We start from the raw sequence: 22419 nt of genomic DNA on the forward strand, positions 1-22419 counted from the left end.
GCAAAGCATCCTGACAGGAATTGGCAGGAGATTAGTGACATAGGTGCCTTACAAACAACAGTCAGGTTATGAAGGACCTCTCGAAATGCCAACTCTTTATCATTCTCCCCACACACGATCTTCTCGAGTCCTCTCCCAACTCATGCTGATGGGGAAACTCGACCAGGTCACAGTGGCCATTGTTGATATCGTCAAAAGTGATGGCAGCGGTCGCAAAGATCCAAACAACGCCCACCCCGAAGGTAAGGTGCCGTTCCTGGTGACCGATGACGGCGGGACCATTCGCGAAAGCTCAGCCATTATGATGTATCTTGACGAGATTTTTGGACACCCTTTCAGTATCAAACCTGGTGCTGCAGGGCGCGGTTCTTTCCTGTCCTGGATGAGCTACTATTGTGGCGTTTTGGAGCCCGCGATGGTGGCACATTTTGCGGAACTGGATCATCCAATCCTCAAGAGCACCTTCCGCACAATGACCGAGGTTGGTGAACAGATTGCGTCTGGTATGGGCGATGATCTTTTTCTTGTCGGCGATAAGCTGACTATCGCGGATATCATCATGGCCTCTGCGTTTCAGTGGGCACCACATCTCATACCCGAGGACCCTACAGTCAAAGCTTGGATAAAACGAGTTGAGGCTGCGCAAGATGGCATTGGGTTGAAGGCCTTTGAAACACAAGCGTTTGCAGCCCTTAAGATGTAGGCAAATACAAAGGGCTCTTTCTACTGTGATTTCAATGTGTTGCTGAAGCTCAGGCTCCAAGTTTCTCTGCTAGGTTCAGCATGACGCGGTATATCGAGCACAAAGGGCAGACTTCGGCCATTCACTGGGGTCTCCTCGAACGACTTCTATGTGGAGAAAACACCAATTCACTGCGCCGTAGCTACAGTCGTCTATCATCGTCTCACTTCGCGGCGAACAGTATCACGGACAGGAAACACTATTTCCGGTGATCGCAGGTATAGAAAATACACCCGGCTCATTTAGTCTACAATGACAGTATTTCGGGCCATCTTCTTCAACAAATAAAGTATGGCCTTACTACCAAAATTCCTATGATAGTATTGTAATTATCCGACTGAATAAGCCCCAATTTTCGACGTGCTAAGGTTGTTGTTCACCAGCGCTTCAGCAAAGGTGATACCGGCTGCAACACCATCGATGACAGGAAGGCCGAATTCTTTGCTCAATTGAGCCATAAGGTTCGCCATGCCGGCGCAACCCAAAACAATCGCCTCAGCGTTGTCTTGCTCGATAGTTTCACGGATTTCGGACCGGATTTTGAACAGTGTTGCTGGATCTCCCTCTTCAAGTTTAAGGACCGGAATATCCGTCGCCCGAACGCGCGCGCACTTTTGTACGAGCCCATAGCGCATCAGGTTGTTTTCAAGGCCCGGAACCGAGCGAGACAGCGTAGTGATGACGCTGAACTTGGTCGCGATCATGCTGGCCGCGTGATAGGCTGCTTCTCCGATGCCTAAAACGGGAACCGAAACCAATGTGCGCACTGCATCGACCCCAGTATCGTCGAAACAAGCAATAATAATTGCGTCAACGTCGGGATGTAGCGCGACTTCTTCAAGCAGTCCTGGAATACATGTGGCTACGTCCAAAAAACCTTGAATGCTTGACGGGCCGTTTTGTGAATTAGCTGCCACTATCTCGGTATCCGGGCGAGCAACAGCCCGCGCCGCCGTCGCTATTTTTTTTGTCATAGAAGCGGTCGTGTTTGGGTTAATGACTAGGATTTTCATAACTTCTCAAACCTCGCCGCCAAGATAGGCGGCTTTGATCCGGTCATCATGCAGCAGTTCTTTGGAATTGCCTTCGATCACTACATTTCCCGTTGCCATTGCGTAGGCGCGGTGCGAAATGCTGAGGGCCATGCGAGAGTTCTGCTCGACAAGTAGCACCGAGACACCTTCGTCGCGATTGATGGCGACGATTGAGCGCGCGATGTCCTGCACCAGTTTTGGCGCAATGCCAAGGCTGGGTTCATCAAGTAACAAAAGTTTAGGTTTTGCCATCAATGCGCGCCCGATTACCATCATCTGCTGTTCACCGCCTGACAATGTTCCCGCTGCCTGACTGTAGCGTTCTTTTAGGCGGGGAAAGCGGGATAGGATGCTTTCAAGCGTGACTTGAATGTCAGCCTTATCGTTGCGGGTGAATGCCCCCATCATCAGGTTGTCTTTCACTGACATGAAAGGAAACACGCGACGGCCTTCGGGCACCATTGCTATGCCGCGTTTAACGATGTCAGAAGGATCAGTGCCGTCAACGCGTTCTCCATCAAACGAAACAGAGCCATTGACTGGTTTGGCGAGCCCTGTAATCGCTCGCAGGATCGAAGATTTGCCAGCACCATTCGCGCCGATCAGCGCCACCGTCTCCCCCTCATTGACGGTCAACGAAACACCTTTCAGCGCGTACACATGATCGTAATACAGTTCGACATCTCTGAAATTCAACATTGCATTCATGGCTTACATCCCGATTTCGTCGTCGACGCTACCTAGGTAGGCCTCGATAACTTTTTCATTGCTCTGGATTTCAGTGGGTGTGCCCTCGGCGATCTTCTCGCCAAAGTTTAGCACCACGATCCGGTCCGAAATGTTCATGACCGCTGGCATATCGTGTTCGACCAGCATGACGGTCACCCCACGCTCGTCTCGTACCGAACGAACAAGCTCAACCATGCGCGTCGTTTCGTCATGGTTCATGCCGGCGAAAGGTTCATCCAGCAGCAACACTTTGGGATCGGTTGCCAATCCAATTGCAATGCCCAAGGCGCGCAGGTTGCCTTGCGGCAAATTGCTGGCCTGTTCATTGCTGATTCTGGACATGCCCAGAAACTCCAGCAACTCATCAGCAAATTGACCAAAGGCCGCGACATCTTCTTTTGCCGCCTTGCTGCCCCAGAAATATCCTGCAAGTGATGCCTTGGCGCGCAGGTGTTGGGCCAACACGACGCTTTCCCGCACCGTCATGCTTTTGAAGATTGTGGTTTCTTGGAACGTTCTGACCACACCCTTTCGGGCCACGACATGTGGTTTGAGATTTGAAATCCGTTCACCGTAATACAGAACTTCGCCGGATGTAGTCGGCGTAAACGATGAGATCATCTTGAATAGTGTGGACTTCCCAGCACCGTTTGGCCCAATCACCGACAGGATTTCGTTTTCTTCCACGTCAAAGCTGATATCGTTATTTGCGGTCAGGCCACCATATTTTTTGGTGACATTATTAACCTGAAGAAGCGGGCTCATTTGGATCCTCCTTTGCCGATGCGCAAGCTCAGCAGGCCATTTGGCAAAAAGCGGATCACTGCGATCAGAATGGTCGAGTAGATCAACATTTGGTATTTGCCGAATTCAAACAGCAGATCCCAACCGAAGTAGAGAACCAGCGTTCCGAGCATCGGGCCAAAGACATAGCCAAGCCCACCGAGGAAGCAGTTCAGCATAAAGTTGACCGAGTCTGCGACCTGAAAGCTGGAGGGGTAAACTGACTGCGAGATGGACCCAAACATGGCCCCACCAAGACCGCCAAAGAAGCTGGAGATGGCAAAGATTACAACGCGGATATAGGAGATATTGACCCCGATTGAGCTGGCCAATTCCTCGTTCTGTTGCATCGAACGACACAGATGTCCAAGGCGGGAATTCACTAACCGATAGAGTGCCAAATAAGTCACGATCATCAGGATGCAGGCGGAATAGTAGAAGGCCAGCTTTGTGTTCTCCATAGCGGCAAAATCCGGGATCAGCGGAATCCCGAACAGGGACACGCCCGACGGCAGGGGAATAGACGAAATCCCTTTGGCCCCATTTGTGATTGGCAGCGCAAGTGCCGTCAGCGTCACGACCTGTGTAAGGACAAGTGTGATCATCGCAAAATAGACGCCACGTAGACGCAGGATTGGCAGCCCGATAACGACGGCAACCAGGGCCGCAAACAACCCAGCCGCAGGAAGCGAAATCCAGAATGACCACCCGGCTTTGACGACCAAAATGGCCGAGACATAGGCTCCGATAAGCGCAAATGCGCCTTGCCCAATGTTGATCCGGCCAATGTAGAATGTCAGCCAGACCCCGGCGCTTGCGATGGCCAAAAGGGCCACCGATGTTAGCGTAAAGTAGAAATCCCAACGCCCCGTCATACCGATCAATAGAGGCACTCCGGCAAAGATAGAAAAGAGGAATAATCCGACGCCTACCAGTTGCTTTGCAGAAAAGTTCATCATCAGTTCAACCCCACGGCTTGCCCATCAAGCCCTGAGGCCGGATGGTTAGGAAAATCATCAACGAGACGAAGATCAGCAGGTAAGTGATGTCGCCATATTGCGACAGCACTGCGAGTCCGATGGCTTCCATAAACCCAAGGATGACACCCCCCCAAATTGCGCCAGAAATCACACCGGCACCGCCGATCATCACCATCATAAACGCCTTGATAGACGTAGGTCCGCCCATGCCAAGGTTCACACCAGTGATAGTAACCAACAAGCCACCGACAAGGCCTGCAAGCATCGCACCAAGCGCAAAGCCGATCATGGAATAGCGGTCAACATTTACACCCATCAACTGGGCTGCGACCCGGTCCTGTGCTAATGCACGCAGGGCGCGACCCGTTTTTGTATATTGCATTAGACCGATAAATGCGGCGATCGATAGGACCGCAAGGCCGCAGATTAGAATACGGTCGTAGGGCATGATCAGCCGGAAATCATAATTGAACACACCTTCGACGATTTTCGGAACGCCACGCTGTTTTTCGCCAAAGACCAATAAGATCACCGCATCCAAAAAGAACGCAATACCTGCGGCCAAAAGCATAGTGCTTTCATCACGGGCGGATCCTTTGATCACCGGAGCAAAAAGAAATTTCTCTATCAGCGCCCCCAAGATGGCCAGGGTTACACAGGACATGACGAGGGCCAAAACGAATGGCACTCCCCACTGGCCGTAGAATGTGTATGTGACGAAACCGCCAATCACATACATCTGGCCATGAGCAAAATTGAGGACATTCATCAGGGCAAAGATCAGGGTCAAACCAAGCGCGATCATCGCGTATTGGGACCCCAGATAGACGCCATTGGCCAATATTTGTTCCATGAGGGTTTTCTTTCTTGGAAAGGCCCCAGGCCACTTGAGCCCGGGGAATTTCTGCTTAGGACGAGCCAAAAGCAGTCAGGGGAATTCAGTCGACCTCAGCTACGAACAGCGTCTGGAAGGCTCCGTCCTGATAGACATTTACCACAAGTGGTACAGCAACTTGGCGACGCTGCCCGAACGAGGCCATACCTACATAACGCAGCTTTGCATCGCCGTTCATATAAGGATTTGGCGCTTCAAACGTGTCCATCGTCGTTTGGAACGCCGCCACGTCATCTATTGCCGAAGGATCAGCCTTAAGCGTCTCAAGAATGTATTCCAGGGCATAGACTTTGGTGTTGGACTCGTCGTTATACTCGCCAAACATGTCTGTGTAGCGCTGGACGAATTCGGTCATCATTGGCGAAGCGAGCTCTGGGGTGGATGCGCCACCCACAGAAATGAACCCATTTGCCAGATTACCAGCGCCTTCGGCCAGAACACCAGCATCCTGTGCTGTTTCTGTCGAAATTACACCTTGAAAGCCCAATTCCCGAGCGGAGCGGATAAGTTGCGGCGCGTTAGCAGGCGAAACACCAGACAACACAAGAAGGTCTGGTCGCGTTCGCATGACTGGCGTCAAAACAGGCGTAAAGTCTGTGGTGTCGACTTGATAAGTCACATTGGAAGAAACAACTTCCAAACCCAGAGCTTCTGCTGCCGCTATCCCGCCATCTCGTTGGGTGAGCGGATCGGATTCATTGGCGGCAATGAAGGCTACGGTTTTTACACCCTTTTCAGCCATCAAGTAATTGTAGATCGCAGGACCGGACTGGTAATTCGCGACCATGCCAAGAACTGCGTTAGAAGCAGGCGCCTGATACAACTCTTTAGGGAAAGCGTAAGGAAAATACATGATCCCGTTGGTCTCTGCCACGGGCCGCACGGCAGCAGCGCCGTCATCGACGTTCGGACCCACAACATAGTGGATACCCTCCTGAGCCATCTTCTCCATGCCTGCAATCGCACGCTTGGGGTCTTTCTGATCGTCGAAAGACACAATTTCGATGTCATATGCCGTGCCGTCAATCGTGTAACCGCCGGTTTCGTTAATCCAAGCAGCCCGTGTTTCCATAGAGCGTTGATTTGAGATACCCCAAGCCGCTGCGGGACCACTGGTCACACCAACAAAACCGATTTTCAGAACTGGATTTTCCGCAAAGGCCACTGTGGCCTGAAACGTGGTGAGGGTAACGGCCGTCAGAGCGACTTTCATTAGTGTTCTACGTTGCATTTTTTACTCCCGTTGAATTCGTTGTTGGCGTCTTTGGTGTCCTTATTGGCAGGCAGTCTAATGAGCGCATCATACATGCCGCGACACTAGATTGCCGATTGTTAACAATTTTTGTCAACACTTTTTTAAAATATTATCAACGATGCCTCTATTTTCCCCATACACTGATCGTAGTTTAAGCGGTATCATGCACCACCCACTGCCAAACTAATCAGTCTCGAAAGGTCTCAATGTGAGCATCAAATCTCCGGTAAAAACTTCAGGCGAAACGATTTATTCATCTGAACCAGACGAGAATTTGATCGTTGAACGCATCTACAAGGCTGTCATGGAGCAACAGTTGGCACCCAACACTAAGCTGAGCGAAGCGCGACTTTGCGAGACCTTCGGCGTTGGACGCATGCGTGTTCGGCGGGCGCTTTTGCTGCTTTCTAGTCAGGGAATTATCGACTTACATTCAAACCGCGGCGCATATGTCGCCTGTCCGGACAAGTCCGAGGCAAAGGATGTTTTTGACGCTCGATTGTTGATTGAGCCACCACTTGTTCGGCAGTTAGCCCAAGCCCCGAGTGAAGCTAGTTTGGCACTTCTCGCCGACCACATCGAACTTGAAGATGCTGCGCGCAGAGAGAACGAGCGTACGGAAGTCATTCGTCTGTCCGGTGAGTTTCACACCAAGCTCGCCCAAGCGATTGGAAACAAATCCATTTCAAGGATGATGCGGGAGCTGGTAACTCGTACGTCCCTGATTGTGGGCTTATTTGGATCATCAGAAAACGCGAGCTGTCCTGACGACGAACATACCAAGATCCTGAATGCGATTCAATCTCGAGATCCAGAACGGGCTGAAGAGCTTCTGATATCCCACCTGAATCATATCCAAAGCGGTCTCGACATGGATGCAAAACAGCAACCTCAGGATGATCTGGTGTCTATTCTGGGCTCAACTTGATTGAGTTGAGCGTGTCGAACCTGAGATTTTAAGCGGCCCAAGCCGCACCAGAAAGTGAATGCTTTTGAGTTGACTTCAGTGGGACTGCAATTTCTTTCCAATTTCGCTGACAGCGTTAATATAGAGTTCATGTTAGCGGGGCGGTTTCTGTCATTCGCTGCGCCGTCCACGAATGTCGACTCATGGCCGTTCGCGCCATTTCAGCGCGTCTTGGGGTCAGACTTTGCAGAGGTCAATAACTGCGCATAACTGCCGTTGGTGGTGATCGCGTCTAATGGCCGGTTCCAGCCCAAAGCAGACTTGTTACCTACCACTAGATCAACTGGTTCGCTCATGCAGAAAAGGGTGGGTTGGCTAGATCAAGTGGGATGAAACCCAGCTGACATCAGACTGCCACGCCCTCAGGATTGTCCAAACATATTGCGCCACCTATTAAATTGACTATTTCTGTCGGAAATGTTTAGTGCATCCTGCCGACATCTTTTCGGCACACTCAAATTCTGGAGAGACCCATGAAAGTCAGTTCACTGGCACGGGGTCTTTGCTCCGCCACCGCCGCCACCGCGATTTCATTCGCGTCAGCCACGATCGCACCCGCAGAGACAATTACCGTCACAGACATCGCCGGGCGCACCGTCGAAGTCGAGAAAAACCCGTCCAAAGTCGTCATTGGCGAAGGTCGCATGATCTACTCGATCGGGCTTTTAGACCAAGACAACCCTTTTCAGCGCATCGTTGGCTGGAAAGATGACATGGTCAAATATGACCCTGACGCCTATCGCAAATATCGGGCCGCGTTTCCACAGGCAACAGATATTCCTTCCTTCGGCAGCCCGTATGCGGATGAATGGAACCTCGAGTCCGTGATCTCTCTGGGCACTGAAGTTGTGCTGATGAACCTCGGCAACCTGCTCAAAGCGCAGGAAAGCGGCATCATTGAAAAGCTTGAAGAAGCAGGCGTGGCAACAGTCTTTGTCGATTTCCGCCAAGACCCAACCCAGAACACCATTCCAAGTGTGCAGCTGCTGGGCCGCATTTTCGACAAGCGTGAAGAGGCCGATGCCTTCTCTGACTATTATCAGTCGCAAATGAAGCTGATCTACTCTCGCGTAAACAGCATTCCAATCGAAGAACGCCCTATTGTGTTCATCGAACGCGCAGCCGGATACAATCCGGACAAATGCTGTAACACATTTGGTGCTGCCAACATGGGGCGCCTTGTTGATCTCGCTGGTGGCCGTAACTGGGGCTCGTTCAAAACACCTGGCTTCTCAGCTAAAGTGAGCCTTGAAGCACTGTTTGCGGATGACCCAGAAGTCATCATCGGCACTGGTGCTAACTGGGCCGAAGCCAACCCCGCCACAGCAGCTGTGCTGTTTGGCTACGAAGCTGATGAAGCGGCGGTACAAGAACGTCTCAGTGCGTTGGCATCTCGCGAAGGCTGGGGGGAATTACAGGCGGTGAAAAACAGTCGGTTCCATTCAATCTATCACCAGTTTTACAACAGCCCATATCACTTCGTAGCCATGCAATCCTTTGCTAAGTGGCTGCACCCAGAGCTGTTTGAAGATGTTGATCCAGAAGCCACAATGGTCGAACTTCACGACAAGTTCCTGCCGATTAGCTATTCAGGTGTGTTTTGGGGCAGCTTGGACGCCAAGTAAGCCAGACTTTCTTAAGGCCTCGCCCCGCGGCGGGGCCTTTCGCACTTTCAAGGACACATATCTATGTCAGCTAACGTGAACGCCGCCGGGATGCGGCAAACCTATAGTGCGCAAGTCCGGCGGCGCTATGCAATGATTGCCATCGTCACCGGGTTACTGTTTGCCAGCTTCCTGCTTGATGTTAGCACTGGTCCGGGCCACTACCCGTTGTCGACTGTGGTTGACGTCTTTATGGACCCGCTGTCACACGGCGTGCGTCTGAAAGTCATCATTTGGGACTACCGCCTGCCGGTGGCAGTAACAGCGGTTCTCGTTGGTGCCTTGCTGGCAGTTGCCGGTGCCCAGATGCAGACCATTCTAAACAATCCTCTGGCGGAGCCATTCACGTTGGGTGTGTCAGCGGCGGCCAGCTTTGGCGCCTCACTCGCGATTGTTCTGGGGTTCAGCGTGATCCCCGCAATTGGTGGTTTGCTAGTTTCTGTAAACGCCTTTGTGTTTGCGCTGGCCACCTGTGGGTTCATCCTGTTTGCCACGCGCCTCAAGGGGGTGGGATCCGAGACGATGATCCTGTTTGGGATCGCGATTTTCTTCACCTTCTCGGCGCTGTTGGCTTTGATGCAATACATGGCCTCCGAAGATCAAATCTCGCGCATCGTGTTCTGGATGATGGGCTCGTTGAGCCGGGCAAGTTGGGAAAAAATTGCACTGGGTTCAATCCTATTGGGCGTCACCATCCCGTTTAGCTTGTTGCGCACATGGCCAATGACGGCCCTGCGTATGGGCGAAACAACGGCCGAAAGCATGGGTGTGGATGTTGGGCGCCTGCGGATTGAAATGTTGATCTGTGTCTCACTGCTGGCGGCCACCGCTGTGTCTTTTGTTGGCACCGTTGGATTTGTAGGGCTGGTAGGCCCACATATTGCACGTTTGTTGGTGGGAGAGGACCAGCGGTTTTTCATCCCCCTTTCCGCGCTTGTGGGTGCACTGGTGCTCTCACTCACATCGCTGATTTCGAAATCAATTACACCCGGCATCATCTATCCAATCGGCATCATCACATCGCTGATTGGCGTGCCGGTATTTGTGTCGATCATTCTGAGTACACGGCGGGAGAAACTGACATGACCTTACATATTGAACATCTGGCGGCCGGGTATGGGCGTCGCAAAGTTTTGCAAGACGTCAATGTTCCGCAGATCGAAAGTGGCGATTTTGTTGGGCTAATCGGGCCCAATGCCTCGGGGAAATCGACACTGTTCAAAACTATTGCCGGGCTTATTGCCCCCATGTGCGGCAGCATCTCTCTTGCAGGTGATGACATCACTCATTTGCGTCGCCGAGACCGGGCGCACCGTATTGCATACATGCCGCAAGCGTTTGGCTGTAATGCTCTGCTGACGGTGTTTGAAACGGTGCTTTTGGCGCTCAAGCAAACCGGAGGCTGGCGGGTGCAAAGTGATAATTTGGACCGGGTGTCTGACACTCTGGCCGCGCTTGAGTTGGGCCACTTGTCAGAGCGAGGCATCGCCGATCTCAGCGGTGGACAGGCACAGATGGTGGCGGTGGCGCAAACCTTGGTGCGCGCGCCAGAAGTAGTCTTGTTGGATGAACCCACAAGTGCGTTGGATCTACATCACCAATTGTCGATCATGACCTCGGTGAAGAATGAAGCTGGGCGTCGAAAACCGGTGGTTATTGCAGCGCTTCATGATCTGAATTTGGCCGCAAAATTCTGCAACCGACTAATCCTGCTGCGAGACGGAAAAATCTTGGCCGACGGTGTGCCTCAGGATATCCTGGCGCGGCCAGAGATCGGCGAAACCTACAATGTCGTGACTGATCTGGAGCGTACAAAACGGGGTGCCCTGTATGTCGATGCCAGGCTCAGCGCATGACACAGCAGGTCTCAAATGCCCGAAATACAGATGCACAAACTCACGTTGCCAATTTTGACCTAAAGGAAGAAATTCGCGCATATTGGTCAGATCGCGCCGAGCGGTTTGACGAAAGTGCATCCCACCACATTGAAGCAACATACGGCGTGCCTGAGTGGCACAAAATGTTGCGCCGTGCTTTTGGCTTGGCCGCTCATCAAGACTTGCAAGGCGCGTCGGTGTTGGACATCGCATGCGGCACAGGGGAAGTCAGCCGGGTGTTGTGTGATTTCGGTGCCGCCGTGACGGGTCTTGATTTCTCCGACGCTATGCACGCCAAATCACGCGCCAAGCTTGAGAACCAAAACTGGCAGGCGCTGACATGTGACGCCGAGCACCTTGTCGGCGTCCCCGACAACAGCTTTGATTTTGCAATTACCCGGCATTTGGTCTGGACACTGACGGACCGCAATGCTGCATTTTCTGAATGGGAGCGGGTTCTGAAACCGGGCGGAAAGATATTGATTATCGACGGAAATTTTTCCAAAAACCGAGGTTTGGTCCAGCGGTGCAAGTGGTGGGTTGCCAGCTTGCTTGAGGACCCAGAGCCGCGGTCCCCTGAAGAAATGCACCGTCACCAGCACATCCTTAGTCGCTTACCTTTTCGCGACGGGCTTGTTTCCAAGAACTTGACAGCGGACTTGGAAAAAGCCGGTTTTATTGGCTGTAGAAACATCAGTGTGAAAGGTCTCTATCGGGCGGGTATGCGAGGTTGGCCGTTGCCAACAAGGCTGCGCCAAACGTCAGCCAATCGGTTCGCATTAATCGGCAACAAGCAGTCTTAATATTATTGACCGATCGTTCGTCCCATTTTGACAGGATTGAGCGGTCGGCCGAAGTTTTGTTCTCAGTAATATTAAGTTTGGGTCACTAGGGACGTCAGCGAGGGCATTTACCAGGGACATGACCGGCCGCCACCAGCGAAAGATCGGTTTGACGGTCCGCATCGCAGCAGACGTTTCCCGTACGTAAGAAAGGTTTGGACTAGTCCTTTCGATCCGATGCATTTGACGCCCTGACTTTGCAAGGCCCGCTTTCTGCGCATAGCTGTCGTTGGCGCTGACCGCAGCGAATGGCCGTATAATGTTACGGTTCCCCCTAAAATCGCTTTCTAGTTCCAGCGTTAGAAATGGCGCACAAAGCTTCCCTATCAGCATGACTTTAAACAAAAAATCTCTATCTAGAAAGTTGGCACCGAACAAAAAAGGCGACTTTCTAGTTCCTTGGATCAAAATTCTCTGGAATTACGAGTGTCTTAGGCATCAGCAATAGGCGCCAGCCTTATTAATATGGCGCTCTGGGGGGGCTGGTGGAATTTGCAAAGTTTGGTGTCCCAATATTGGCCAAATGGCGTTTGAAGCCTATTTGAAAGACACGCGCCCAAGCTGTCCAGGCCACGGTCCATTGCCTAAAATGCCCTTGTTTTTAAGAAGCTGTCCGGGTTCTTCCGGCATCCTCCAGGCTCTTCCGGTTACTGCAATAATAAGTGTCCAACAACATTAGCCACCTTAGTCGCTGTCATCGCCGCTCTTTTTCTTATTGTCCCGTCTCCCAATGGCTTCCAGTGCGCCCGGCGGGAGACCTGCGTATATCTCGTCAATTTCCTTCGGTTCGGAAATCCTCTTGTCGGCAATTACGTTCACTAGCTTAAGTAGTATCACTTCAGTATCTCGGTCGTCATCGATATCCATTTTCCCGGGATGAACTATATTGTTGCCGATCACTCTTACGACATCCAGAGATTTTTGAATTTTTGTGTTCAGTCCAGCGGCTACCAATGCCCCAATATCATTGTTGATATTTTTCCCCGGTTGCCCGAGTTCCTTACAGAGCTTCTGAATGGCCAGACGCGTCAGTGCCGCAGCTCCCCTTGGTGACAGGTCGATTATCGATAGTGCTTCGTTATAATCCCGGCGAATATCGGCCGGCAAATCGGTGTTGGCGGGTGGCCCATTGTTGTTGGACATCTATTATTGCAGTAACCGGGCTTCGGCGGGTAACTGGGCGCCATTTACCAGCCCAATCCTTCAATATTGGAGCTATTTTCAGAATCGGCGTATCATTTTCATAAATCGACGCGCGGAACGAGGGCCGAGTCACTACATTGGCCCCAATCCAATACTTGCGAAAAAGAATGGGCCGATTATGATCTACCTCGACCTTGCGCTGCGTGGCGGTGCTGTTACAATATTGATGTTGCTGGCCTTATTGCTCTGGCGCGCGCCCATCAACTTGGAAGGGCGCTTATCGGTTTCGGCGTTGGCCCTGTCCGAATCCGCTTTCCTGGTTATTACGGCGGCTCTGCCTCTCGACCTGCACCCAGCTTTGCTTTCAAATTTCACGCTACTCGCCAGCTTCACACCTGCAGCGACTACCTGGCTGATCGTAACCATATTTCTCGATGCTCCCGGTCAGCGTTGGCCGTGGCTGATAGCATCGTTGGTCACCTCTATCGCGCTTTATACCCATGAGGCCTTCCCAAGCCTTTTCTCCGTTTGCCTACCAATGTCCGTGGTCCTTTATGGAGCGCTTGTCATTCTCTCGCTCTGGTCCAGCCGTGACGATTTAGTAGAGTGCCGCTGCCGTGCCCGACCTGGATTCGCTGCAGCTATTGCCGGCCTTGCGTTGTTTTTGACTGCAGGTCAGGCAACAGGTTTGCTACAGGAGGACGGTATAATACTTGCTCTCTTGCAAGCTACCGGCACACTTGTGGTTTCCCTCGCATTTGCAGTGTGGCTGTTGCGCCCCGATGCGAACCTCTGGCCGGGTGAAACAACCCCAGACATCGACAGCCGTTTGCCGATCCACGATGAATTTGCAGACCCCGCCCTGATCGCAAGTATCAAGTCAGCCATGACCGCAGGCATCTGGCGAGAGGAAGGGCTGACCATCGGCGCGCTTGCAGGAAAACTCGCCGTACCGGAGCACCGTTTGCGGCGCGCGATAAACCAAGGGCTGGGCTTTCGAAACTTCTCGAGCTTCATCAACCGGGCTAGGATCGAAGCGGCCTGTGCCGCCTTGACGGCCCCCACCCAGATGAATGCAACAGTGTTAGAAATAGCATATGATGTCGGTTTTGCTTCAGTGGGGCCGTTCAACCGAGCATTCCGCGCTGAAATCGGGTACAGCCCGACTGAATACCGACGTATCACACAGACCGGTGCTTCCGCCGATTCTGAAAAATTAGCGCCAATTGCTGCAAACCTGCACTGATTTCCACAATCGACGCGCGAGGATGCGTTTGGCGTAACAAACTATGGGCATCAATTCCACAAAACGGAGATGCTCGATGCGCGCCCTAATTCTCACTGTGCTCATAATTTTTGCCAACGCGACCCAGATCCCGGCTCAAACAATGCCGACGATGCCGCCGTCCACTTTTCCCGAAACGGGAACCTTTTGTGATCTGCTAAAGCTCTGCCCGAAGGCCGATCTTGCCCAAGCAAGATGACTAGATCGTTTGTTCGTTCTGGCACTGAAAGCGAATCCGCCATTTGTGCCTAAATGTGCATGGTGCTGCAATCGGACCACCTCTCTCTTCCCTATGCCCTTTAACCTGACTGTCGGGAGCGGCCCTGACCTGCCGTTCGTGACAAACCCGTCTAACGGCAGCTCGCAGCCCTTTTAAGACCTGGGTGCGGGGCCGCGTCCGACACGAAGAGTGTGACGCGGTCATGCACTGCATTTCGCACCAAAGTCTGCTAAGCTTACAGACAAGACAGTGGCCAAAGCCACGGTCGAGTTATCCAATGTCTTTTCATCAGAGATTTTGGCTAAGCCAATCTACCGAAACATCAGTCAATGAAGTTGGCTTAGCAGCGTTCTGGGAAACTCCGGGTCAGGTCGTCAACTACGGCAATCATACCAGTATTGCAGAGTTTGTAAGTCCGGACCCGGAACAGTTGCCTGACTATTTCACGAGTTCAAATTCACCTGGTTTCCAGGTTTTTTCGAACCATGGCTCCAGTGGGCCATAGACGCGCAGTAGAGTGAACCAACCCTTGCCGGGTACAGTCTGGGTCCAGTTTGCCTCCTTGCCTGCCGGGGCTTCTGGCCCGAAATACAGATCGACAGACCCGTCGGCGTTGGTGTCAAACCCGCCACGTGCGCTGTTCTTGCTGGGGTAAAGTTGATCTGTCTGAAGCTCGGACCGGGTTTGCGGATCGTAGATCACAATCGACCAGAAATTCTTGACCGGCGCATCCGCTGGGATGGTCATCTTATAATTATTGCCCCCATCCAGGAAGTCACCATTGCCGTCACGCTCGGCATAGGCATAGTTCGACCCGACGCCGGGGATTTGCAGCGCCATCGCCGGGGTGTTCACCGTTGCCTGATAAAAGAACAACGTGCGAGCATCCAGATTGCGCCCGCCCATGCCATCATCCAGCAACCAGCGATAATCCCGCCCGATGAATGCGGTCTTCCACTGGCTACCCTCATAAAGATAAGCATTCGGATCGCGGGTGTCGAAAGTTATCGCGCGGGCGGTGGCGTTGCCGACCTTGATGGCGTCCTGCAGAATGGCCTCCATCCGTGCGTCCGGTGCAAAAGGTTTGCCTTTTATGATGCCGATGGACGCGAATAACCCGCGCAGTTCCGGATCGAGAAAGTCCACCGGTTCGCGGTCGATCACCGTGTGAAGCTCTTCGTAGAACTCATATGTATTGGCGTGGATGGTGTTGAAAACCTTCGTGGAGCCGCTGATGAACTCCATTTCCGGCGGATTGTCGGCCTGTGACAACGGATAGATTTTCAGGCCATCAGTGAACATCTTGTTGGCGGCATCCGGCTTGCCGTCCTTGATCAGCCCGCGCAGGATTACCCAGTTGGCATAGCTGGGCGAGGTAGAAACGAAATAGCCTTCCGGCACATCCCCGTCATAGCCCGGCGGCAAGATCAAATACTTGCCACCCTTTCCCTTGTCCGGCCCCGGTCCGCCCATGTCGACAACGAAACGGAAATAAGCATCATTTACCGTGCCAGGCCCCATACCCGAAGGGATTTCCATCACGGTTGGCCCGTCGCGCTTCAGATCAAGGAAGGAACTGACATAGACTGTTCCGGTGTTTCCAGTGAGGAACAGCGGGTTGGCGTCCATGAAGTTATCCATGATGATCGCCTGATGCGCCTGCGTCACGCCCATCTCGACGTTCCCAAGGCGGATCGCCTCGACTGATGCCGCAGGGATGCCGTTCAAAAAAGTTTCAACACCGCGCATGAAATCAAGGTTGTCATAGACCAGCCGTGAAGTTTCCTCAGTCGGCATTCCATCGTTGAATCTCATAGTCCCCAGCCGGGTTTCCACCTCGTTAGGGGTCATGATGTTCTCGGGAATTTTGTTGTTGAAGCCCGGAGTCGGTTCTTCGGCTGCAACACCGACGGCGGTCAGCGAGGCCGAAATCACCCAGCCAAAAAATATTCCAAATCTCATACGAAAATCCCTTTCCAGCATTCAATAATAGATGGCTACTGAGATGGTATAGTAAAATAAGGTGCCTTTCTACGTTAGTTGAAAACCTGGTGTTGTCTCTCTCCCGTTTGCTTGTCAGGTCCTGTGCAGGTTGTCGTATGCTCCAAGGAGCCCAAACCTGTCATTCGCCATGACGGGTCTAATGGTAGGTTCCAGCCCTTCTACGACATACGTGCGCAGTGAAGCGGACGCGCGGGAACAACTCACCGGGATTCCATTCCAACTTTGTCACCACCCGTCGCGGCTTGTCCCATGACGCTGCCTGATATGTGCCCACCGATGAGTTTTGAGTGATGTTTTCTTTCTAGCAGTTTGCCCGAGATCGGATAGACTTTGACTCGAGACACGATATTTGGAGGATTTTATGAATCTACTGGCAGGTATTTATGTTGTTTCAGCATTTCTGGGTGGGCAGAGTGGACTTACCATTTCCAACGACCTTGGAAAATCTCTGGAGTATTCCGGTGAAGTTGCGAATTTGATTAATGTCGGCGGCGCAAACATCACCGAAGAAAATGTAACAGGCGCCAATTTTGCTGGTCAAAACCTGAGTGGGGCCATTATCGCTCGATCAAACGCGACGGGCGCTGATTTCAGCGGTGCCAATTTGTCTGGCGCGACGCTGGATGCGTCGAATTTCACTGGCGCAAATTTCGCCCAGGCCAATTTGACCGGAGCGACGATCAACAGCTCAAATATGACTGGCGCAATCTTTACCGGAGCCTGTCTAGAAGGCATCACAATTTTTGCCTCCAATTTTGCCGAAACTGACCTGACCAATGCCAATCTGACCGGTGCTGAAATGCAATATACCAATCTAGATACCGCAGACATGACTGGTGTCGTACGTGACGGCAATTGCTAGAACCTCCGGACCACCAAGTTGCGGACAAACGGGCTCTCGCTGCTGTTGTTCTAACGTCCGCCTTGATGCAAGCGGGATAGATTTCGGCTCAGCAAAGGTATTGTACGGGGTGGCAGAAACGTCGATGTTGCAGACATGGCAACAGAAACTGAATTTTCCTTCGCAGCGCTAACAGGTTCTGCACGACGGCACATTCGGGTGTTTCAGATGCACCAGTTTCTTGATCGTTTTGCGATGGGTCTGACGGTTGCCGTTGTTGCTCTGGCGTTAACCGACCGAGGGCTCGACCTCTTTCAAATATCGCTTCTGTTCGGGGTTTACTCGCTCACGACCATGGCGATGGAGCTGCCTTTCGGCGGCTTGGCAGACAGTATCGGACGCAAGCCGGTCTTTCTGACAGCAGTCGTCGCCAGTTTGATTTCACTCGCGCTCTTTCTCTCAACCAGCGATTTCTATGTTCTCGCACTTTCTTTTGCGTTCATCGGTTTTGGACGTGCGCTTAGGTCAGGAACGCTTGATGCGTGGTTTGTCGAAACGTTCAAGGCAGCCGCGCCGAATGTGGACGTTCAACCCGCGCTGGCCAAAGCGCAATGGGCCAATGCCGTAGGTTTGGCCTCTGGCGCGGTCTTGGGGGGGCTTCTACCTGATATTTTGGGTTCGGTTGCAGAAAGCATCGGTTTCAGCATCTATGATGTATCCTATGCAGCAAGCTTTGGTGTGATGCTGGGCGTGTTTGCTTTCACGTTGCTGACCATTGTCGAAAAACCACGCCCCAAGAACCCCGGTGCACTCAGACAGGGGTTTGCAAGCGTGCCAAAGGTGATCAAAGACGCGGGCCTTCTTGCCCTGAAACATCCCGCACTATCAACCCTATTGGCAGCGCTTGCATTTTTCTTGATGGCAACCAACCCGGTCGAGGTGACCTGGCCAACCTTTGCTAAGCCAATGTTGGACGAGGGCTACGCAAATACCGTCATTGGCGCACTGACCGCTACCTACTTCTTTTCCATTGCTTTCGGCGCATCGCTGTCTCCGTACGTCAGCCAGATCTTCAAGCGGCAGCACGCAATGACGCTTGCGGCGACTTTTGCTTGCCTAGCAGGCGCTCAAATCGCATTGGCATTACAGGGCAATATCCTCGGCTTTGTGACCGTCTTTATACTGTACGCTGTGTTCCTTGGTGTCAGCGAGACACCTGCCAGCAGCATTCTGCATCGTTGCGTAGAAGACCGTCAGCGGTCGACCATGCTGTCTTTGAGATCGCTGATACAACAGTTGGGGGCCGCATTGGGTTTGGTGCTCGCCGGAACCGTCGCCGAGATTTACTCCACACCTATCGCATGGATTGTTGGTGCGGTGTTTCTTTTCATTGCTGCTATACTGTCCTTGGTTTTGGTCAAACAACTGGCCGTAGAAAGCCGATAGCTGACATGCGTGCACCGCGCAGCATCGGGCAATCTGGGCTCATTTGAGACCTTCGCTGCGGACACCATGTATGATCGGTGTGGGCCGTTTTTGCCTTCAGGTTCAAGTGGAGGCTTCGAAATCGAGGGTGAATCTTAATGGCTCACCTGCTCAACGAATTGCATCGATGGCAGGTGATTGGTGTAAGTACCATTGTATCTCAGAACTATAGAGTTATGGCCACAGTTCAGTCGTAGGCAGCATCCACGATAATCTCGACCTTGAGTTCCGGACGGGCAAGTTTTGCCTCGCCACAGGCCCGCGCAGGTGCATAACCGTCAGGCACCCAAGCATTCCAGACCTCATTAAGCCCGGCAAAGTCACTCATATCCGCCAGCCATATAGTGGCCCGCAACATCTTTTCGCGCGACGATCCGGCCTGGACCAGTAATACCTCGAGGCGCCTAAGGCATTCCTCGGTCTGCGCTTGGATGGTCTTGCCTTCACCAACCTGCCCGGTGATATAGGCGACCCCATTGTGCTTTACAATTTTCGAGGACCTGGCCCCGGTTTCGATACGTTCAATCATGCCACACCCCTTGATCAGTCAAATTACACGACGCACTCTATGCCGCCTAAAGCTAAACACTTCAACTGTCGAAGCGAACCTAGCCGTGTCTTCGCCACACGCGTGTTTAAGGTCCGGTTAAGACCGATAGCTCCAGAACAACAAATAACGATGAAAAACCGCAATGCCCTCCATAGCTGCCGCTAACGGGGGTTAAGTGGATTGTGCCGCTTCCCGCAAATCCGTCTGCGAGAACCAAGCGTTTTTTTGTGTCACCGCCGGGAAGGCAGTACTGATAGGGGAGGTCATTGTCGGCACCACGGTCCACTAAAACTACTTCCAGTTTTCCGCCGTGGCGGTAGTCAACTGTATCGCCAACTTTGAAAAGTCGTCTCGTCATTCGGGCCTCCGGGGTTAGGTGGTCTCATCCCCGCAAGGTCGACAAACTGCACTTTCGCGACCTTGGTATGTAGTGCAGCATCCGTCACAGAGGGCGGGAAGCAGACGTTCTCTGCAGTCAGCTAGAACATCTGCTGAGCGGGACGAAGTCGGCTTTCGCTGCGGCTGCGCCAATGGCCGCTTCAGTTTGTTAGCACTAAAATTATTACTAACAGCCTCTGTCGGGTTGTACTTCTTGTAACCATTGTACAAACGCCGCGACACTTTTCGCGTTGCAGCCGGATGTAGGCCGAGCCAAGAAATATCCATATGAAGATAGCTCAACGTCTGACAAGCGCACAAGTTTTCCATCGTCTATTTCTTGTGAGATTAAGTGATCATTCAGTGCAATGCCTTGGCCATCAATGACGGCCTGCACCCTGACATTCGGGTCTGGAATGATAAGAGTATCTTTGCGGGTCTGGTGCGGTAGCCCTGCGGCCGTGAGCCAGTCAGACCATGCCGTACTGTCGTCATGATCGCGCAACAATGTAAGTTCGGAAAAAGCGCGTTCCAGTCCGATACTCTTCACCTTTTGGGCAATGTCAGGGTTGCCAACTGGCCAAGCAGGCATCGTCTGAAACGGGAGAACCTCAACGTCATTCCAGTCGCCATTGCCCCAGCGGATCGCGATATCAACGCCTTGACGGTCCAGATCGAATAGCTGCGTCATGGGTTGAATGCGCAGCTGGATTTCTGGGTGTAACTGCATGAAATTCATCAGTCGTGGCGACAACCAACGAGATGCGAAATAACTCGACATACCCACGGTAAGAGATTGTGTGCGAGGTTCTTTGAGTTCTTCCAGCTTTGTTTCAATGCTCAGAAAATGCGACCGCGTTGCCTTGAGTAGTTGATGCCCTTCGTTGGTTAGTATGACGCCGCGCGTGCTTCTCACGAAGACCTTGAAGCCCAGATCATCTTCTAGTGTTTTGATTTGGTAGCTAATTGCACCCTTCGTCAGATGCAGTACTTCCGCTGCATCTGAAAAGCTGAGGTGCTGAGCAACTTCTACGAACAATCGTAGCGTGTCGTGATGTCTGTACCGTATGGCCATGATCTACGTATAAATTTTTTGAACGCCATGTATAGATAAATTCGATTTTGCAGCCTTCAATATCAGCGCATAACTACAAAAATTAGATGATTTGGAGAAACTACGTTGGAGAATTTGGACGTATTTGTGCAACCTGAGTTGCGAAAGGCTGCTCGGCGCGGACGCGCTTCTCGTCAAGCGGCAGTTTCAACCACCGTAGCACCCCGCACGCGGAAGGTTCGGCCTTACACATTGCTGGATGAAGCTGCACTGGTCGCCATTGAAGATCAGGCGGATTGGATTTTGCAGAACATTGGTGTGGAGTTTCGGGGAGATCAAGTTGCTCTTGATTTGTTTGCCGCCGCTGGTGCGAATGTCGATGGTGAGCGGGTAACGTTCGAGCCGGGTTTGGCGCGAAAGCTCTGCTCGACTGCGCCGTCTGAATTCAAGCTCCATGCACGTAACCCTGCCAACACTGTGACACTCGGCGGCGACAATGTTGTGTTGATGCCCGGATACGGTTCACCCTTCGTCAGCGACTTGGAGAAAGGGCGCAGATACGCAACTCTGGAAGATTTTCAGAACTTTGTGAAGCTGACCTACAGCACGCCTTGGTTGCACCATTCTGGCGGAACAGTGTGCGAACCAACGGATGTCCCCGTGAACAAACGGCATCTGGATATGGTGTTGGCGCATTTAACCCTGTCCGCCAAACCCTTTATGGGCAGCGTAACTTCTCCAGAGCGGTCACAAGACAGCATCGACATGGCACGCCTCGTGTTTGGGGCAGAGTTCATGGAAAAAAATGTGGTGATGCAGGGCAATATCAATGCGAACTCACCCCTGATCTATGACGACACAATGTCAGGCTCCTTGCGGATCTATGCGGCGGAAAATCAATGTGTTTGCGTCTCGCCCGCCATCTTCGCAGGGGCTATGGGGCCACTATCACCCGCTGCTGTAGTGGCTCAAACCTTGGCCGAAGCCATGGTGGGCATAGCTTTGGTCCAGTTGGTGCGGACTGGCTGTCCTGTCGTGTTTGGCAGCTTCCATTCTACCATGAACCTGAAATCAGGGGCGCTGACTTTCGGATCACCCGAAGCCAACCTTGCCAGCATGGCAATTTCTCAACTTGGGCATCGCCTTGGCGTCCCTGTCCGCTCGGGTGGCGGGCAGATCAGCGCCTCAAACGCGCCAGACGGTCAAGCCATGCAAGACAGCACAGGAGCGATGTGGGCAACTCTGTTGTCGGGCGCGCACCAAGTCTGGCACTCCGCTGGATGGCTGGAAGGCGGCTTGGTCATGTCATATGAAAAATTCATCATGGATGTAGATCATTGCGGTGTGATGTTGACGATGTTGCAAGGCTTTGGCGTCGATGAAGAAGCCTTTGGCCGTGATGCCTATCTCGAGACAGGGCCGGGTCAGAACTTCCTGTCCACGCAGCATACGCTACGCCACTTTATCACAGCCAATTTCCAATCAGATATCCCCGAGGCAGGCTCATTTGAGACTTGGAGCGAGAACGGAAGCCCAACCTCTGATCAGCGTGCAACTGCACGATGGAAACAGATGCTGACGAATTACAAGGCGCCGCCAATGGATGAAAATGTCCTTGCGGCCCTCAATGAATTTGTTGCGAGGCGCAAAGCGTCCATGCCCGACGAATGGTACTGAACATGAAATATCCT

The 22419-nt window shown here is 52.4% G+C and carries 21 protein-coding genes; 10 read left to right on the plus strand and 11 right to left on the minus strand.

Annotated features, from left to right (window positions below; all coding sequences use genetic code 11):
- Positions 1 to 85 precede the first annotated feature (85 nt).
- Positions 86 to 703 carry a glutathione S-transferase family protein gene (locus tag EBB79_RS08605; protein ID WP_127748523.1) on the plus strand — a complete coding sequence of 206 codons (618 nt, stop codon included), beginning with the start codon at positions 86 to 88 and terminating at the stop codon, positions 701 to 703.
- 368 nt (positions 704 to 1071) lie between these two features.
- Here the strand turns inward: EBB79_RS08605 and EBB79_RS08610 are convergent, their stop codons facing one another.
- The 6 genes from EBB79_RS08610 to EBB79_RS08635 form a co-directional block, all read right to left on the minus strand.
- On the minus strand, positions 1072 to 1755 hold the full coding sequence (locus EBB79_RS08610) for an aspartate/glutamate racemase family protein (protein WP_127748524.1): 684 nt from the start codon (positions 1753 to 1755) through the stop codon (positions 1072 to 1074).
- Positions 1756 to 1761: 6 nt separating this feature from the next.
- On the minus strand, positions 1762 to 2484 hold the full coding sequence (locus EBB79_RS08615; RefSeq protein WP_127748525.1) for an ABC transporter ATP-binding protein: 723 nt from the start codon (positions 2482 to 2484) through the stop codon (positions 1762 to 1764).
- Positions 2485 to 2487: 3 nt separating this feature from the next.
- Positions 2488 to 3270: an ABC transporter ATP-binding protein gene (locus tag EBB79_RS08620; protein ID WP_127748526.1), complete on the minus strand. Its 783-nt coding sequence runs from the start codon at positions 3268 to 3270 to the stop codon at positions 2488 to 2490.
- Positions 3267 to 4247: a branched-chain amino acid ABC transporter permease gene (locus tag EBB79_RS08625; RefSeq protein WP_202977651.1), complete on the minus strand. Its 981-nt coding sequence runs from the start codon at positions 4245 to 4247 to the stop codon at positions 3267 to 3269. The genes EBB79_RS08620 and EBB79_RS08625 overlap by 4 nt, the downstream gene beginning before the upstream one ends.
- Before the next feature lie 4 nt (positions 4248 to 4251).
- A complete protein-coding gene (locus EBB79_RS08630) occupies positions 4252 to 5121 on the minus strand; it encodes a branched-chain amino acid ABC transporter permease (protein ID WP_127748527.1) in 870 nt (289 codons plus the stop codon).
- 85 nt (positions 5122 to 5206) lie between these two features.
- Entirely contained in the window at positions 5207 to 6394 is a 1188-nt protein-coding gene (locus tag EBB79_RS08635; protein WP_127748528.1) for an ABC transporter substrate-binding protein, read from the minus strand.
- Positions 6395 to 6626: 232 nt separating this feature from the next.
- Here EBB79_RS08635 and EBB79_RS08640 point away from each other — a divergent pair, with 232 nt between their 5' ends.
- The 5 genes from EBB79_RS08640 to EBB79_RS08660 all read left to right on the plus strand — a co-directional run bounded on the left by EBB79_RS08640 (position 6627) and on the right by EBB79_RS08660 (position 11729).
- Positions 6627 to 7346, plus strand: coding sequence for a GntR family transcriptional regulator (locus EBB79_RS08640; protein ID WP_127748529.1), 720 nt, complete (start codon positions 6627 to 6629; stop codon positions 7344 to 7346).
- A gap of 512 nt (positions 7347 to 7858) precedes the next feature.
- The gene (locus EBB79_RS08645; RefSeq protein ID WP_127748530.1) at positions 7859 to 9010 is read left to right on the plus strand and encodes an ABC transporter substrate-binding protein; all 1152 of its coding nucleotides are present in this window, start codon (positions 7859 to 7861) and stop codon (positions 9008 to 9010) included.
- Between the two features lie 63 nt (positions 9011 to 9073).
- Entirely contained in the window at positions 9074 to 10135 is a 1062-nt protein-coding gene (locus EBB79_RS08650; RefSeq protein WP_127748531.1) for a FecCD family ABC transporter permease, read from the plus strand.
- A complete protein-coding gene (locus EBB79_RS08655; RefSeq protein ID WP_127748532.1) occupies positions 10132 to 10905 on the plus strand; it encodes an ABC transporter ATP-binding protein in 774 nt (257 codons plus the stop codon). The genes EBB79_RS08650 and EBB79_RS08655 overlap by 4 nt, the downstream gene beginning before the upstream one ends.
- The gene (locus EBB79_RS08660) at positions 10902 to 11729 is read left to right on the plus strand and encodes a class I SAM-dependent methyltransferase (RefSeq protein ID WP_127748533.1); all 828 of its coding nucleotides are present in this window, start codon (positions 10902 to 10904) and stop codon (positions 11727 to 11729) included. The genes EBB79_RS08655 and EBB79_RS08660 overlap by 4 nt, the downstream gene beginning before the upstream one ends.
- Before the next feature lie 723 nt (positions 11730 to 12452).
- On the opposite strand, the gene EBB79_RS08665 is transcribed toward EBB79_RS08660, so the two are convergent.
- Positions 12453 to 12911 carry a DUF4145 domain-containing protein gene (locus EBB79_RS08665; RefSeq protein WP_127748534.1) on the minus strand — a complete coding sequence of 153 codons (459 nt, stop codon included), beginning with the start codon at positions 12909 to 12911 and terminating at the stop codon, positions 12453 to 12455.
- A gap of 178 nt (positions 12912 to 13089) precedes the next feature.
- Between EBB79_RS08665 and EBB79_RS08670 the strand changes: the two genes are divergently transcribed.
- Positions 13090 to 14157 (plus strand): AraC family transcriptional regulator, encoded by a 1068-nt coding sequence (locus tag EBB79_RS08670; RefSeq protein ID WP_127748535.1) that lies wholly within the window; start codon positions 13090 to 13092, stop codon positions 14155 to 14157.
- A 697-nt stretch (positions 14158 to 14854) separates the two neighbouring features.
- Here EBB79_RS08670 and EBB79_RS08675 read toward each other — a convergent pair.
- Positions 14855 to 16378 (minus strand): DUF1254 domain-containing protein, encoded by a 1524-nt coding sequence (locus tag EBB79_RS08675; RefSeq protein ID WP_127748536.1) that lies wholly within the window; start codon positions 16376 to 16378, stop codon positions 14855 to 14857.
- A 403-nt stretch (positions 16379 to 16781) separates the two neighbouring features.
- Between EBB79_RS08675 and EBB79_RS08680 the strand changes: the two genes are divergently transcribed.
- Together EBB79_RS08680 and EBB79_RS08685 are read left to right on the plus strand one after the other, a co-directional pair.
- Positions 16782 to 17282, plus strand: a complete 501-nt coding sequence (locus EBB79_RS08680; RefSeq protein ID WP_127748537.1) for a pentapeptide repeat-containing protein — start codon at positions 16782 to 16784, stop codon at positions 17280 to 17282.
- Between the two features lie 135 nt (positions 17283 to 17417).
- A complete protein-coding gene (locus EBB79_RS08685) occupies positions 17418 to 18707 on the plus strand; it encodes an MFS transporter (protein WP_127748538.1) in 1290 nt (429 codons plus the stop codon).
- 226 nt (positions 18708 to 18933) lie between these two features.
- Here the strand turns inward: EBB79_RS08685 and EBB79_RS08690 are convergent, their stop codons facing one another.
- The 3 genes from EBB79_RS08690 to EBB79_RS08700 form a co-directional block, all read right to left on the minus strand.
- Positions 18934 to 19275: a RidA family protein gene (locus EBB79_RS08690; protein WP_127748539.1), complete on the minus strand. Its 342-nt coding sequence runs from the start codon at positions 19273 to 19275 to the stop codon at positions 18934 to 18936.
- A 106-nt stretch (positions 19276 to 19381) separates the two neighbouring features.
- Entirely contained in the window at positions 19382 to 19654 is a 273-nt protein-coding gene (locus EBB79_RS08695; RefSeq protein ID WP_127748540.1) for a hypothetical protein, read from the minus strand.
- A 207-nt stretch (positions 19655 to 19861) separates the two neighbouring features.
- Positions 19862 to 20713, minus strand: coding sequence for a LysR substrate-binding domain-containing protein (locus EBB79_RS08700; RefSeq protein WP_164860769.1), 852 nt, complete (start codon positions 20711 to 20713; stop codon positions 19862 to 19864).
- Between the two features lie 162 nt (positions 20714 to 20875).
- On the opposite strand from EBB79_RS08700, the gene EBB79_RS08705 reads away from it, so the two are divergent.
- The gene (locus EBB79_RS08705) at positions 20876 to 22405 is read left to right on the plus strand and encodes a trimethylamine methyltransferase family protein (protein ID WP_127750938.1); all 1530 of its coding nucleotides are present in this window, start codon (positions 20876 to 20878) and stop codon (positions 22403 to 22405) included.
- Positions 22406 to 22419: the final 14 nt, after the last annotated feature.

The organism is Parasedimentitalea marina (assembly GCF_004006175.1).
Lineage (GTDB): Bacteria > Pseudomonadota > Alphaproteobacteria > Rhodobacterales > Rhodobacteraceae > Parasedimentitalea > Parasedimentitalea marina.

Excerpts from the sequence above, each read along its gene's own strand:
- EBB79_RS08605 (WP_127748523.1), top strand. The coding sequence starts at position 86 with ATGCCAACTCTTTATCATTCTCCCCACACACGATCTTCTCGAGTCCTC.
- EBB79_RS08610 (WP_127748524.1), bottom strand. The coding sequence starts at position 1,755 with ATGAAAATCCTAGTCATTAACCCAAACACGACCGCTTCTATGACAAAA.
- EBB79_RS08615 (WP_127748525.1), bottom strand. The coding sequence starts at position 2,484 with ATGAATGCAATGTTGAATTTCAGAGATGTCGAACTGTATTACGATCAT.
- EBB79_RS08620 (WP_127748526.1), bottom strand. The coding sequence starts at position 3,270 with ATGAGCCCGCTTCTTCAGGTTAATAATGTCACCAAAAAATATGGTGGC.
- EBB79_RS08625 (WP_202977651.1), bottom strand. The coding sequence starts at position 4,247 with ATGATGAACTTTTCTGCAAAGCAACTGGTAGGCGTCGGATTATTCCTC.
- EBB79_RS08630 (WP_127748527.1), bottom strand. The coding sequence starts at position 5,121 with ATGGAACAAATATTGGCCAATGGCGTCTATCTGGGGTCCCAATACGCG.
- EBB79_RS08635 (WP_127748528.1), bottom strand. The coding sequence starts at position 6,394 with ATGCAACGTAGAACACTAATGAAAGTCGCTCTGACGGCCGTTACCCTC.
- EBB79_RS08645 (WP_127748530.1), top strand. The coding sequence starts at position 7,859 with ATGAAAGTCAGTTCACTGGCACGGGGTCTTTGCTCCGCCACCGCCGCC.
- EBB79_RS08650 (WP_127748531.1), top strand. The coding sequence starts at position 9,074 with ATGTCAGCTAACGTGAACGCCGCCGGGATGCGGCAAACCTATAGTGCG.
- EBB79_RS08655 (WP_127748532.1), top strand. The coding sequence starts at position 10,132 with ATGACCTTACATATTGAACATCTGGCGGCCGGGTATGGGCGTCGCAAA.
- EBB79_RS08660 (WP_127748533.1), top strand. The coding sequence starts at position 10,902 with ATGACACAGCAGGTCTCAAATGCCCGAAATACAGATGCACAAACTCAC.
- EBB79_RS08665 (WP_127748534.1), bottom strand. The coding sequence starts at position 12,911 with ATGTCCAACAACAATGGGCCACCCGCCAACACCGATTTGCCGGCCGAT.
- EBB79_RS08670 (WP_127748535.1), top strand. The coding sequence starts at position 13,090 with ATGATCTACCTCGACCTTGCGCTGCGTGGCGGTGCTGTTACAATATTG.
- EBB79_RS08675 (WP_127748536.1), bottom strand. The coding sequence starts at position 16,378 with ATGAGATTTGGAATATTTTTTGGCTGGGTGATTTCGGCCTCGCTGACC.
- EBB79_RS08680 (WP_127748537.1), top strand. The coding sequence starts at position 16,782 with ATGAATCTACTGGCAGGTATTTATGTTGTTTCAGCATTTCTGGGTGGG.
- EBB79_RS08685 (WP_127748538.1), top strand. The coding sequence starts at position 17,418 with ATGGCAACAGAAACTGAATTTTCCTTCGCAGCGCTAACAGGTTCTGCA.
- EBB79_RS08690 (WP_127748539.1), bottom strand. The coding sequence starts at position 19,275 with ATGATTGAACGTATCGAAACCGGGGCCAGGTCCTCGAAAATTGTAAAG.
- EBB79_RS08695 (WP_127748540.1), bottom strand. The coding sequence starts at position 19,654 with ATGACGAGACGACTTTTCAAAGTTGGCGATACAGTTGACTACCGCCAC.